Source organism: Pseudonocardia sp. (assembly GCF_025965585.1).
Lineage (GTDB): Bacteria > Actinomycetota > Actinomycetes > Mycobacteriales > Pseudonocardiaceae > Pseudonocardia.
Map to the genome: position 1 here is coordinate 1 of NZ_JAOPWR010000393.1, position 12,393 is coordinate 12,393.

Sequence of the window (12,393 nt, forward strand, 5' to 3'; positions counted from 1 at the left end):
TTCATCCCGTGGGCTCGGCCCGGTTCGACGGTGCGCGAGTGGGTACACCGGCGCGACCTCACGACGGGAGAATCACCATGGCTACGATCACGATGAGCCGTCTGGTGGCGGTCGCGGCCGCCGCCGCAGGCGCCCTTGCGGTCCGGCACCTGGAGCGTTTGCGCAGCGACGACAGGTCCGAGGCCCCGCGGTGGCTGGTGGTGACGGTCAACCGGGACCCCGACGAGGTGTACATCGACGATGCGCTCCCGGAGCCGCCGGCCCGGCTCGGAGATCTGATCGAGGTGACGGTGCGCCCGGCTCCGGGCGCCAAGGCCGTCGAACTGGCGGCGCGGCTGCGGGCACCGGTGCCGGCGGAGGCGACCGGCGTCGCGAGCCGGGTCCTCGGGACCGACCCGCGCCGACGGGGCCCCACGGTACTGCGGGAGGCCAGGTCGTTGCTCGAGGCGGGCGAGGTGACGGAGCCGGACCAGCCGGGCACGACGCACCCGGGGCGCGGCACGGTGATCCAGATGGCGGGTCACCGCGCGATGAGGGAGGGCCGGCTGTGAAGCCGCTGTGCTGGCTCTGGGCGAGACCCGTTCGCCTCACCGGGCGGACCGCGGCGGCGATGGGTTGCTCCGCACGCCGACCCGGCCGGATCGGGGTCACGGCCGAACGGGTGCCGGGTGGTCGGCCGGGGGCGCCCAGAACAAGACAGGCGAACGGCGAGACGCCATCGTCGAGGTCTCCCAACGCGCGGAGCAGGTTGCCCTGACCGAGCACCCGACGCACGAGCAGGCCGGCGGTGGTCGGATGGTGGTCGCTCACGAGGAGCAGCAACTCGGCGACGATGCCCGCGCCGAGGACGCCCGCGCCAGAGCTGCCCGGACCAAGCGCACCCGGACCCGCGCGGCGCTGATCGCCGCCGCGGACTCCGCGTTCAGCGCCCGCGGATGGGCCGCCAGCCGCATGGAGGACATCGCCGCCGAAGCCGGGGTCAGCCCGGCGACCGCCTACAACCACTTCCCGACCAAGCACGTCCTCATCGGAGTCGTCTTCGGCCCCCTCGTCGCGACGCTGCTGGTGCAGGCCGACCGCGACATCGCCCGGCAACGCCCGGTCGTCGATGCGCTCTCGGACCAGATCGACGCGCTGGCCCGGCTGAGCTACTACCACCGCGGGCTCACCGCCGCCTTCACCGCGGCCGTCCTGGAGTACACCGTCCGCACCGAGCACAGCCCTGACCCGCCCGGCGACCTGGACCCGCGCGTCAGCGTTCCGCTGCTCGATCCCCTGCTGCGCCTGATCCGGCACGGCCAGCAGACCGGGCAGCTCCGCCCGGACCCCACGGCCGAGGAGATCAGCAGCAGCATCGTCAGCCTGCTCCTGCTCCGCAGCCTCAACCACAAGGACGAACTACCGGAGACCACGGCCACGCTGCTGAAGACCCTGCTCTTCCGGACGATGACGCCCGCCGGGTGACAACCCGGCGCGGTCGCCGGTCCGGGATGGCTACGGTCCGGCGAGTCCGAGACCAACGGTCCCGCGTGGCTTGCGACAGGCCCTCGAGGGCGGCGGTTGTCTGCCGAGGAGCACGCGTGCTGCCCGTGCTGGGTGTCGTCGGTCCGGCGCTGGTGGAGGACGGGACGGGGTGGTCCGCGGCCGCCTGCCGTCCGGTCTCGCCGACGGGCGGGCCGCGCGTGTACGAGACCGTCGACGGGACGGCCCGGGTGGAGCTGGTGCAGCGCCGTCCGCTGGAGATCGGCCTGTCGACACGGCACGACTGTGGCGGGCCACCGGCCGACCGGAAGCGCGACGCCCGCCGCGGGCGACTCGGCGCACACCGTCCTCGTCGACGGGGAACCTAGTCCTGGCCTGGTTCCTGGAGGCCGAGCTGGCCGCGGCCGGTCGGGCTGAGCTCGTCGCGGCTCGGGCGGCCGAGCCAGCCGGTCTCGTAGTGCTCGGGGGCGAAGTCCGACGGGCTCTCGCCGGCGAGGAACGCCGTGCCGCACGTGTCGGCGTAGGCGGCGTTCTTCTCGCAGTGCGGGGTGGCCGGGATGTACATGACGTTGCCCCAGCCCTTCTGGTCGGTCACCGGGTCGACCGAGTGGACGCCGTCGGCGTGCCACCAGACGGTGTCGCCGGGCTCGACATCCGGGATCGGGCTCATCGCGGGCAGCAGGACCGAGTGGTACCTCGCGCTGATCGGCAGGGACTGGCCGTTCGCGGCGCCGCACAGGTCGTCGTCGGCGATGTCGTCCTGCAGGGCCCGGAGCAGCAGATAGACCATCGCGCCGGGGATCGGCAGGACGTTGAGGACACCCTCGGTGCGGGCCATGTCCGACAGCGCGGTCCAGCCCTGGAAGGTCCGGAACGCCGAGCACATCACGGTGGACCGGTACTCGTCGACGTCGGTGCGGTAGGCGCCGTCCCAGGGGTCGTACTCGGTCCAGCTGCCGTCGAAGACGTGCCGGAAGACCTGCTGGTAGGCCGGGAGCAGCCAGCGTTCGACCGAGCCGGAATCGGTGTGCGGCGACAGACCGCCGGAGCTGACGCCCGGCTCACGGCGGCGGACCCGGTCCGGGTAGGCGGTGTCGCGGGTCGGGTCGAACCAGACCCGGCCCTGCGACTCGTGCTTCCAGAAGCTGTTGAGGAACCCGCGGACGGCCACCATGTTCGCGTCCTCGCGGGCCTGCATCTGCGGGTGCGACCAGTAGATCGGGAAGATCGACGGTCTGCCGGCGGTCAGCCCGCGGAAGACCCCGTCGTCGAAGTAGGTGTACCGGCCCATGAAGTCGTTGTCGTCGAGGTAGGACACCAGCTCGGCGTCCCAGGCCTCGGCCCGCTCACGGGGGAACGTGCCGCGCACGACCGCGCACCCGCGGCGACGGATCGCCTCCACCGTCCCGGCCGGCACGGTGCCGGCCGCGACGTCGGCGAAGGCCACGACCGGCCACACCTCCTCGCCCCGCTCCCGGAGCGCGACGATCTCGGCGACCTCGCGCTTCATCGCCTCCTCGACCTGCGCGAAGACCCCGGCGTAGTCACCGATGCGGGCGCGCAGTCCGGGCTTGACAGCACGGATCGCGGCCGAGACATCGGCGGGCGCCTCGACTACGTGGAGCGCTGCGGTCATCTCTCAGGCCCTCTCTCATTTTTGGTTAGGCAACTTTACTAACTAGTGTCGTGAAGCTAGCATCGGCCACGCGACTGCACAAGGGAGAGCGATGACGGCAAGCAGGACCGAGGCACGACGGGTGGGGCTCGGCCCGGCGACTCCCCGCGATCGCACGGAGCAGGGGATCCTCGATGTCGTCTTCGCCGAGGGTGGCCCGGTGACACGGGTCGACATCGCCGCTCGCACGGGCCTGTCCAAGCCCACGGTCAACGCGGCGGTGCGCCGTCTGGAGCGAGCCGGGCTCCTCGCTGCGGCCGGCCTGCAGACCGGCCGGCAGGGCCGGATCGCCACCTTCTTCGAGATCGCCGCGACCGCCGGCGCGGTCGTGGCGGTCGAGCTCAACCCCAGCGTGATCCGGGTCGCGGTCAGCGACCTCCTCGGCCGAGAGGTCACACGGCAGGAGTTCGCCCCACCCCGCAGCCCCGACGACGTCGCCCATCGCCTCCACCAGGTCGTCGTCGAGGCCGGCGACCGTGCGCAGCGCGGGAACACGCCGTTGCGGGCCGTGGCGATCTCGGTGGCCAAGCCCGTGGACCCGCGAACCCTCGCGGTGATCGAGCTGCCGGACACCCCCTACCCGGAAGGCCTGATCCAGCCGGCGGAGATCCTGGCCTCCCGCATCGCCGCGCCGCTGCTGGTGGACAACGACGTCAACCTCGCAGCCCTGGGCGAGCGGTACAACGGAGTGGCCGCGGACGTCGCGAACTTCGCCTTCCTCTACGTCGGCGCCGGCCTCGGCATGAGCCTCGTCGTCGACGGTGAGCTCGTCCGCGGGTCCCGCGGCCTCGCCGGCGAGATCGGCTACCTCCCCAGTCGTGCCGACGCCACCGGCGAGCGGCACGGCCTGGCCCGCGCCGTGTCCGGTCTCGGCCTGGGCCCGCGCCGACGGGACGCCTGGTTCGCCGACACCGTCGCCGAGGCGCGCACGCTGTTGCGCGCCGCCGAGACCGGAGACCGGACGGCGTTGAACGCCGTCGCCGAGGCAGGTCGGGCCCTCGGCGAGGCAGCCACGGCGATCTGCTCGATCATCGACCCCGAGTTGATCGTCCTGGGTGGGCCGGTCGGCACCGACCCGCTGCTCCTGAGCGAGATAGAGCGGACCCTGAGCGCACTCGCTCCGGCGCCCACCCCCGTCGTCGCCAGCTCCCTCGGCGACAGCGCCCCCCTGCAAGGAGCCCTCGAACTCGCCCGTCGACACGCACGGGAGAACCTCTAGCACCGCGTCCGGCCCGGCGGCGACCTCATCGCCCAGACGCTCGGCATCGGCCACTCGTCAGCTCGCAGCTGTTCCTCGCCTCACCAGCGCACCCCGAACACGGCCAGGGCGAGGAGCAGCACGGCACCACCGACCATCAGGCAGAGGAGTACCGAACGAGCCGGATTGCTGCGCACATCCGTCTCCTTCCTCGAACGGCCGGTGTCGTCGGCGTCAGCGCCGGAACAGCGCGGCGCCTCGGCGGGACCGGCGGGAGGGCCGCCCGTCCAGGTAGGAGCGCCGCATCGCCGCGAGGTCGGGTACGTCGGGCGCGTCCGCGGCGGTGAACGTGCGGCCGGTGACGCGTTCGAGCAGGTGGTCGGCCAGCGCGGGGTTGCGCGCCAACACCGGCCCGTGCAGGTAGGTCGCGACCACCTGACCCGCGACGGCTCCCTCGACCGCACCGCCCTCGTGCGCACCCCCGTTGCCGATGCCCGACACCACACCCCCGAGCGGCGCGGTGGTACCGGCGAGGGTGGTGAATCCTCGGTGGTTCTCGAAGCCGGTGAGCAGACCGACGCCGGGGATGCCGCAGCGGACCACGATCTCGCCGACCGCTCTGCGGGTGCCGGGCTCGGTGGTCAGGTCGAGCAGGCCCAAGCCGTCGCGGCGGCGGCCGCCCGTGTCCGTCATCGTCGTGCCGAGGATCTGGAGCCCGGCGCAGACCCCGAACGTGACCGCGGGCCCGGCCATCGCCCGGCGCAGCGCCGGGTGCCGGTCCAGCCACTCGACGGCGAACGCCTGGGCCTCGTCCTCCCCGCCGCCGAGCAGGTAGAGGTCGCAGTCCGCGGGAGGTGCGGTGGTGGTGGTGACGTGCAGGACCCGCGCGCCGATACCTCGCCAGCGGGCGCGCTGGGCCAGGACCACCGCGTTGCCCGCGTCGGAGTAGGTGCCCAGCAGGTCGGGGAGGAGGACCCCGATCACCAGCTCGGAATCGGGGCTCACGTCGCTCCCCCCGCCCGATCGGCCGAGAGCCGGCGGCGGAGCTGGGTGAACGCGGTGTAGTTCGCCACCACGTCCACCGCTCCCGCGGGAACCAGCTGCACGGCGACGAGGGGGTCGGCGACGGTGGTGTGCTCGATGCCGGCGTAGGTGAGGCGGACCCCCACGTCGGCGGCGCGGTCCCCCGCCACCACCACCCGCCGGGGAGCGAGGTCCTCGAAGGGCACGTCCCACAGCCACGAGGTGTCGCGGCCGTCGGCCTCGCGTGCGTTGACCACCAGCAGCAGCGGTCGCCGGTCGTCGAGCAGGGGCAGCGTCTCGGCCCACCCGGCAGGGTTCTTCGCCAGCAGCAGCCGCAACCGGCGGCCCCGGTGTGTGACGACGGCATACCGGCCGGCCACCTCGGTCAGCTGTGTCATCGCCGCGGCGGCCCGGTACGGTTCGACGCCCATCAGCGACGCGGCCGCGATCGCCATCGCGGCGTTTCCGACGTTGAACTCGCCGGGCAGCTGCAGCCGCACCGGGATCGCCCGCTCGCCGTTCAGCACGGTCGCTGCGGCGACCGTCCACTCGGGATCGGGTCTCGCGAGACCGCATCCGCAACTCCAGCCCGACTCGCCGGGCGAGCGTCGCAGCGCCTCCCCGCACCGCGGACATCCCGTCGCGTCGCCGCTCCAGCGGCCTCCCGCGGACACCCAGGTCGTGGCGGTCGAGCCGGCGACGACACCCACCATCGACGGATCTTCGGCGTTGGCGACGACGGCGGTGTCGGTGTGGGCACCGATCGCGTCGGCCATCGAGGCGGCGACGGCCCGGACCTCGCTCCCGCGGTCCAGCTGGTCTCGTGACAGGTTCAGCAGTACGACGACCGCGGGGCGGACCGCGGCGGCGACCGTGGCGAGATGGAGTTCGTCGACCTCGATCACCGCCACAGGGGCGTTCCGGCCGGCCATGAGCGCCGCGACCGCTCCGTCGGGCATGTTCGCCCCGGATCCGTTGTGCGCCACCGGGCCGGCTGTGCGCAGGGCTGCGGCCAGCAGGTGGCTGGTGGTGGTCTTGCCGTTCGTGCCCGACACCAGCACCACGCGCCGTCCGGCCGCGAGGCGGGTGAGCACGGACGGGTCCAGGGCCAGCGCGACACGGCCTCCGATGATCGCCCCTGCTCCGAGTCCCAGGCGTCGCGAGACACGGCCGGCCATCGATCCCGCCCCCACCGCGAGGAGGGTCCGCCACCCCGGCCGCGGGGCGTGTTCGGCCTCCGGCCGGTCCCCGACGACGCTCGGTGCGACGCGTGTGCCGGTGGTCGTCCCGGGGTCTGAGGTCGGCACATTCGCAGCTCCGTGCGGGTCGCGGGGCGGCCGGAGGGCCTGTGGATCCGTCCCGCGTCTCATGTCACGGTGACGGCGAAGAAGTCGCGCTGATCGGGGACGAGACATCTCCTCCTGATCCCGGGCATGGTCGGGAGCAGCGGGATGCCGAACAGTGCCAGATCCCGGATCCACTCGACCGTCCGGGCCGACCAGGAGGCATCACCGGGGTAGGTCAGAGCCTGCAGGTAGGAGATCGGGGACACCACCAGCGCCGCCGGGAAGGCCACGACGACCGCGGCGAAGATCCACGTCCGCCGCCGCCGAACGGCGCGCGACGACGGTGGCACATCCGTGTCCGCCGACACCGAGATCGTCACATCATGGACGGTAGAACGGGCGCGGTACGGCGCCGGACAGGTCGCGGTAAACGGAGGGGAAAGCGCTGGGCTATCTCGCGGACGGAGGCGCGGAAGGTACGTCCAGGCGGTACCCGTGGCCACGCAGCGTCACGATCTGCGGGACCGCGCCCGCATCGCCGACCTCGGCCAGCTTCCGGCGGACTGCGGCGACGTGGACGTCGAGGGTCTTGGTCGAGCCGAACCAGTTCTCGTCCCAGACGTCGGACATGAGCGTCTCGCGGCTGACCGCCTTCTCCGGCTCGGCAGCCAGGCGGGCCAGCAGGTCGAACTCCTTGGCCCGCAGCGTCAGCTCGTGACCGTTGACGGTGACGCGTCGCGACGCCCTGTCGACCACGAGATCACCGACGGGGACGGCGGGCATCTGATCGGGCGCCCCCGCGTTGCGGCGAAGATGCGCCCGGATGCGGGCGTGCAGCTCCGTCAGCCGGACCGGCTTGGTGAGGTAGTCATCGGCACCGGCCTCCAACCCGACCACCACGTCCATCTCGTCCGCACGAGCAGTCAGGATGACGATCACCGCGCCGGGCTGGGCCTGACGCAGCCGCCGGCAGACCTCCACCCCGTCGAGATCGGGCAGCCCGAGGTCGAGCAGCACCAGGTCGAGGTCGGTGTCGGCGGCCTCCTTCAGTGCGCTCAGAGCGGTGCGCGCCCACGTGATGGTGTGGCCGTGCGACCGGAGGCTCGTGTGGAGCGCAGCACCGATCGTTGCGTCGTCCTCCACCACCAGCAGCCGCGCCACGACATCCACTCTAGGTCCCACGTTTGCGGGGGCCGGCGAGAGTCAGCGGGTTCGACGCCATGTGCACGTCGCCGTGCTCCCCGGCGGGGCGGGCGGGCGGGTCGTCGCCCGCCGGCGCCACGACCGGTTCCCACGCCGGGAGCAGGAGCGTGAACGTCGGCGGCGCCGGCCGGGTGAGCCGCAGCCGGCCGCCCTCGGCCTCGGCGAGACTCCGGGCCAGGGCCAATCCGATGCCGTGCCCGCTCGCGCGCGGGGAGCGCCGCTGGAACAGCTCGGCGTCCGGGCGGACTATCTCCGGCCCCTCGTCCGCGACGTCGACCGCCAGCACACCCCCGGTCTCGCGCGCGGTCACGGTCACGATGCCGCGGCCGTGCTTGGCTGCGTTGTCGAGGAGCACGGTCATGACCTGCCGCACCGCCGCGGGCGATGCGGCGGCGACGGGCGCCTCCGACTCTCGACGGATCAGGAGCTGACGCCCGGTCGCCCGGCTGTCCCACTGTTGCCGGGCCTCGGCCAGCACCCTGTCGATGTCGAGACCCGATGCGGCACGCGGCGCGTCCCGCGCCAGAGCGAGCAGATCATCGACGGTGTGCTGGAGCCGATCCGCGGCGGCGATACCGGCGACGATCGCGCCGCGCAGGTCGTGCTCGGGATCCTCGAGCGCCGCCTCCAGCTCGAGCCGCAGCCCGGCCAGCGGGGTTCTCAACTGGTGTGACGCGTCCGCGGAGAAGGCACGCTCGCGTTCGAGAAGCGCGCCCAGCCGCTCCGCGGTGCTGTCGAGAGCGACACCCACGGCGTCGATCTCCGGGACCCCGCTGTGCGGGCTGCGCACGCTGAAGTCCCCGTCGCCCAACCGGCGCGCGCCCGTGGCGACCTCCTCCAGCGGACGCGCCAACCGGGCCGCGAAGCGGCGCGCCAGCAACCACACCGCGCCCGTCGCCACCGCCGCCAACCCCGACATCGCCAGCCAGACCAGACCGACGCGGACCCAGACCTCCGATCGCGCCGTCGCGGCCCGCACCACCAGCCGGTGTTGGTCCTGGACCACCACCGGCACCGCGACGACCAGGTCCCCGCCCGCGTCACCGGCCACCGGGTCCTCCCCGGTCGCGTCACGGACCGAAGCGTCGGCGGTGAGCGGGCCGTCGCCGACGACACGGGACCCGGCGAGGTCGTAGACGCCGAGAGTGCCCGGCTCGTCGTCGCCGAAGCCGATCCCGGCCAGGGTCGCGGTCGTGCGGCCGGCCGCCAGGTCCGCGGCGACCGTGATCGCCGCGACATCGGCCGCCCGTTCGAGCTCGGCGCGCTCGTCACCGATCAGGTAGGCGACCACCCCGGCCGCGAGCGGCGCCCCGAACAGCACGATCGCCAGGACGGCGGCAGCGACGGTGAGTCCGACGATTCGGGCGCGCATGTGTCCAGCACAGCACGTCCCGGTCCGGGCGTGACCGGCACGTCACCGAGTTTGCCTTCCCCTCACCTCGGATGGACGGAACGTGAACGAAGCCGCGCCTAGCGTCGGAACGGTGAGACAGCCCCCGCTCGGCCCGACCACGTTCCTCCTCGGCGTGGACGTCGCCCCATGACCGCGGCGGACCGCGGCGCCGACGTCATGGAGATCGTCGCCGTCCTGCTGCTGGTCGGCTGGGTGGGTGTGCTGCTGCGCGGCATCACGAGCCGTCGCTTCGCACTCCGGCCCAGTGCTCTCACCGGGATGGGCGTGGCGACGGCGCTGCTGCTCCCCTCGGCGCTGATGTCGGACGCCGTCGTCGACGCAGGGAGCGGGCCGACCGCGCCCGACCTGGCGATCTCGACGTTCGCCCGAACACACCGCAGCCCGCTGCCGACCGTGATCGCCGAGAGGCTCGACCTCGTGGCCGGGACGACTGCTCTCGGGGCGCTGGCCGTGCTCGTCGCCGTCCTGCTGGGCCGCCGTGGACACCGCTTCGAGGCCGGCCTGGTGCTGGCGGCCGCCGCGACGGCGGCCGTGGCGAGCTTCGGTCTGAAGTTCCTGTACGAGAGGCCGCGGCCGCCGGCGATCGACCGGCTGATCACCGAGGGCGGGTTCTCCCTGCCGTCCGGGCACGCGCTCGGCTCGATGGCCGTCCTGGGTGTGCTGGCGGTGGTGGGGTGGTCGTTGCTGCGGTCCCGCTCCGCCCGGATCACTCTCGCCGCGGTTGCCGCGCTGGGCACCGCGGCAACCGGCTGCAGCCGGGTCTACCTCGGCGTGCACTGGGCCAGCGACGTCCTCGACGGCTGGCTCCTCGGCGGAGTCGTCATCGCCCTGTGCGCGGCCGTCCTGAGCACGCGCCGCTCCGAGCGTCCGGCGCCCGCCGGCGCGCACGCCCCGCCGCTCTGACGGTGCACGCGCGTCGTGACTGCGCCGGGTGAAGATTCGGATCTGGCCAGCTCCTGGTTAACGCCGGGTAAGCGCCGCAGGAACCCCATCGAGGACGTCCCGGGCCGGGCGGAGACGGCATTGACAGGCCCCCGCAACTCAAGTGAGCCTCACCTGTGCAGAAGCCTGGACAGGCTCGGCTCTGCGAAGGAGAGGGGAAACAGATGGGTGAGGCGGACACGGTGCTCCTCGGGGCCATCGCGGGAGTCACGATCCTGCTCGGTCTGCCGATCGGACGCCTGCGGGCGCCTGCACCCGGACTGCGCGTGTTCCTCAACGCCACGGCCATCGGGATCCTCGTCTTCCTGCTCTGGGACGTGCTCACCCACGCCTGGGAGCCGATCGACGCGGCACTCGGCGACCTGCGCACCGGGGCCGGTGGGATCGGGCCGGTCCTGGGATACGGCGCGCTCTTCCTCGGTGGCATCGGTGTCGGGCTGATCGCCCTCGTCGCCTACGAGAACCGGATGCGACGGCCCGTCCCGGCAGCCGCGCGCAACGCCGGGCCCGGGTCCATGCTCGCGACCGAGCTGGACGGGCGCGGCGCCCGGCACTGGTCGACGGCGCGACGCACGGCGCTGCTCGTCGCCGTGGGGATCGGCCTGCACAACTTCGGCGAGGGCCTCGCCATCGGCAACAGCGCCGGCCAGGGCGAGATCGCGCTCGCGACGCTGCTGGTCATCGGGTTCGCCCTGCACAACGCCACCGAGGGCTTCGGGATCGTCGCACCGCTGGCCGCGGACGGCGACCGTCCCGGCTGGGGCTTCCTGCTGCTCATGGGGCTGATCGGCGGTGGCCCGACGGTCCTTGGCACGGTGATCGGGCGTCAGTTCACGAGTGATCCGCTCACCGTCGTGTTCCTGACGCTGGCGGCCGGGTCGATCCTCTACGTCGTGATCCAGCTGATCGGTGTCGCGCTCCGCGCCGGCCTGCGCACCCCGCTCTACTGGGGAATCCTCGCCGGCATGACCGCAGGGTTCGTCACCGACATGGTCGTCACCGTCGGCGGCGCGTGACCCGGTCCGTGAGCGCGGCTCACGGACCGCCCACTGCGGAGGCGACAGCCACCGTCGTCCCACCGGTCGCGAGCCGGCCCTCCGGATGGTGGCGGGCCAGTGCCACGACCGCCCCCAGACCGACGACCGCGCATCCGACCAGGCCGGCCACACCGGCAGGGGTCGTCGAGCCGCCCTCCCCCAGCATCGTGATCCCCAACGTGACCGCGACGATCGGGTCGATCACCGTGAGGCATCCGACGACGACCGCCGGCGCCCCGGCGGCGTGGGCCTGCTGCACCGCCCACCCACCCGCGACCAGGGCCACGACGACACCCAGCGCCGGCAACAGGATCCCGGCGTCGTCCAGGTCGCCTGCCCCGGTCGTGATGTGCAGCGAGATCAGCCGCATCAGTGCGGACACCAGCCCGAACGCCGTCGCTCCGGCAGCCGCGAACGCCGCGCACCGCAACCACCCGACCGACCGCGTCCCGAGCACCGACAAACCGCCTGCCAGCAGGGCCGCCGTGGCCGCCGCCGCGACCACCCCGCCGAACCGTGGCCGGGTGGTCGCGCCGAGATGAGCGTCGGCCAACGTGACGAAGAGGGCCACGGCCGCAAGACACACGAGCACCGTCAGCAGGAGAGGCCATGGCGGGCGTCGTCGGACCCGCGCCGCGGCGATGAGGATTGCGAACGGCACGGCCAGCACCCCGATCGGCTGCACCACCGCGAGCGGCGCCAGCACCAGAGCACCCGCGTGGGTCACCGACCCCACCGCCGCGAGCAACCCACCCAGCAACCACATCGGTGCCCGGAGCAGCTCCCGCCAACCATTTCCACGAACCAGCGCCGAGCGCGCCCCTACGCCCTCGGCCACCTCGGAGACAGCGCCGTTCTGGAGCGTCGCGGCGACGGCGAACAACATCGCGGCGACCACAGCCAGGCCGATCGCCGTCAGGACGCCGGTCACCGGCGCGCCCTCCGGCCGTCGTGCCGTCGGCCTTGCTCGCGCAGGGGGGCGGTCGCGACGAGCGCATGGCGGGCGAGATCCACGATCACGACCCAAGGCTAGGCAAGGTACGTGACAGGAACGGCCGGCAGCCGGTAAGAGCTCGGCAAGAAGCGCCGGCCGGCCCCCAGGTTTTGCCACCCGCTCACCTCCGGCTACCGGG

13 protein-coding genes are annotated in these 12,393 nt (G+C 73.1%); 6 read left to right on the plus strand and 7 right to left on the minus strand.

Features of this window, described 5'->3' with window-relative positions; translation table 11 throughout:
* Nucleotides 1-77: 77 nt before the first annotated feature.
* The 3 genes from JWR81_RS24340 to JWR81_RS24350 all read left to right on the plus strand — a co-directional run bounded on the left by JWR81_RS24340 (nt 78) and on the right by JWR81_RS24350 (nt 1,850).
* Entirely contained in the window at nt 78-551 is a 474-nt protein-coding gene (locus JWR81_RS24340) for a hypothetical protein (RefSeq protein WP_297657658.1), read from the plus strand.
* A gap of 244 nt (nt 552-795) precedes the next feature.
* Nucleotides 796-1,464, plus strand: a complete 669-nt coding sequence (locus tag JWR81_RS24345) for a TetR/AcrR family transcriptional regulator (RefSeq protein WP_297657661.1) — start codon at nt 796-798, stop codon at nt 1,462-1,464.
* Between the two features lie 116 nt (nt 1,465-1,580).
* Nucleotides 1,581-1,850, plus strand: a complete 270-nt coding sequence (locus tag JWR81_RS24350) for a hypothetical protein (RefSeq protein ID WP_297657665.1) — start codon at nt 1,581-1,583, stop codon at nt 1,848-1,850.
* On the opposite strand, the gene JWR81_RS24355 is transcribed toward JWR81_RS24350, so the two are convergent.
* Nucleotides 1,847-3,118: a YbiU family protein gene (locus JWR81_RS24355; protein WP_297657668.1), complete on the minus strand. Its 1,272-nt coding sequence runs from the start codon at nt 3,116-3,118 to the stop codon at nt 1,847-1,849. The two genes, JWR81_RS24350 and JWR81_RS24355, sit on opposite strands and share 4 nt — an antisense overlap.
* A 91-nt stretch (nt 3,119-3,209) precedes the next feature.
* Here JWR81_RS24355 and JWR81_RS24360 point away from each other — a divergent pair, with 91 nt between their 5' ends.
* A complete protein-coding gene (locus JWR81_RS24360; protein ID WP_297657671.1) occupies nt 3,210-4,376 on the plus strand; it encodes an ROK family transcriptional regulator in 1,167 nt (388 codons plus the stop codon).
* A gap of 213 nt (nt 4,377-4,589) precedes the next feature.
* Here the strand turns inward: JWR81_RS24360 and JWR81_RS24365 are convergent, their stop codons facing one another.
* The 5 genes from JWR81_RS24365 to JWR81_RS24385 form a co-directional block, all read right to left on the minus strand.
* Nucleotides 4,590-5,360 (minus strand): glutamine amidotransferase, encoded by a 771-nt coding sequence (locus tag JWR81_RS24365; protein ID WP_297657674.1) that lies wholly within the window; start codon nt 5,358-5,360, stop codon nt 4,590-4,592.
* Complete coding sequence (locus JWR81_RS24370; protein WP_297657677.1) at nt 5,357-6,571, minus strand: Mur ligase family protein; 1,215 nt, start codon at nt 6,569-6,571, stop codon at nt 5,357-5,359. The genes JWR81_RS24365 and JWR81_RS24370 overlap by 4 nt, the downstream gene beginning before the upstream one ends.
* A gap of 173 nt (nt 6,572-6,744) precedes the next feature.
* Nucleotides 6,745-7,044, minus strand: a complete 300-nt coding sequence (locus JWR81_RS24375) for a hypothetical protein (RefSeq protein ID WP_297657681.1) — start codon at nt 7,042-7,044, stop codon at nt 6,745-6,747.
* Between the two features lie 70 nt (nt 7,045-7,114).
* The gene (locus tag JWR81_RS24380; protein WP_297657684.1) at nt 7,115-7,825 is read right to left on the minus strand and encodes a response regulator transcription factor; all 711 of its coding nucleotides are present in this window, start codon (nt 7,823-7,825) and stop codon (nt 7,115-7,117) included.
* A 10-nt stretch (nt 7,826-7,835) separates the two neighbouring features.
* On the minus strand, nt 7,836-9,239 hold the full coding sequence (locus tag JWR81_RS24385) for a HAMP domain-containing sensor histidine kinase (protein WP_297657686.1): 1,404 nt from the start codon (nt 9,237-9,239) through the stop codon (nt 7,836-7,838).
* 168 nt (nt 9,240-9,407) lie between these two features.
* Between JWR81_RS24385 and JWR81_RS24390 the strand changes: the two genes are divergently transcribed.
* Together JWR81_RS24390 and JWR81_RS24395 are read left to right on the plus strand one after the other, a co-directional pair.
* A complete protein-coding gene (locus JWR81_RS24390) occupies nt 9,408-10,184 on the plus strand; it encodes a phosphatase PAP2 family protein (protein WP_297657689.1) in 777 nt (258 codons plus the stop codon).
* A gap of 203 nt (nt 10,185-10,387) precedes the next feature.
* The gene (locus JWR81_RS24395) at nt 10,388-11,239 is read left to right on the plus strand and encodes a ZIP family metal transporter (protein ID WP_297657692.1); all 852 of its coding nucleotides are present in this window, start codon (nt 10,388-10,390) and stop codon (nt 11,237-11,239) included.
* A gap of 19 nt (nt 11,240-11,258) precedes the next feature.
* On the opposite strand, the gene JWR81_RS24400 is transcribed toward JWR81_RS24395, so the two are convergent.
* Nucleotides 11,259-12,191, minus strand: a complete 933-nt coding sequence (locus JWR81_RS24400) for a hypothetical protein (RefSeq protein WP_297657695.1) — start codon at nt 12,189-12,191, stop codon at nt 11,259-11,261.
* Nucleotides 12,192-12,393: the final 202 nt, after the last annotated feature.

What these genes read in the sequence shown, in the direction of transcription:
- JWR81_RS24345 (WP_297657661.1), top strand. Translation starts at nt 796, where the DNA reads ATGGTGGTCGCTCACGAGGAGCAGCAACTCGGCGACGATGCCCGCGCC.
- JWR81_RS24390 (WP_297657689.1), top strand. Translation starts at nt 9,408, where the DNA reads ATGACCGCGGCGGACCGCGGCGCCGACGTCATGGAGATCGTCGCCGTC.
- JWR81_RS24355 (WP_297657668.1), bottom strand. Translation starts at nt 3,118, where the DNA reads ATGACCGCAGCGCTCCACGTAGTCGAGGCGCCCGCCGATGTCTCGGCC.
- JWR81_RS24360 (WP_297657671.1), top strand. Translation starts at nt 3,210, where the DNA reads ATGACGGCAAGCAGGACCGAGGCACGACGGGTGGGGCTCGGCCCGGCG.
- JWR81_RS24395 (WP_297657692.1), top strand. Translation starts at nt 10,388, where the DNA reads ATGGGTGAGGCGGACACGGTGCTCCTCGGGGCCATCGCGGGAGTCACG.
- JWR81_RS24340 (WP_297657658.1), top strand. Translation starts at nt 78, where the DNA reads ATGGCTACGATCACGATGAGCCGTCTGGTGGCGGTCGCGGCCGCCGCC.
- JWR81_RS24385 (WP_297657686.1), bottom strand. Translation starts at nt 9,239, where the DNA reads ATGCGCGCCCGAATCGTCGGACTCACCGTCGCTGCCGCCGTCCTGGCG.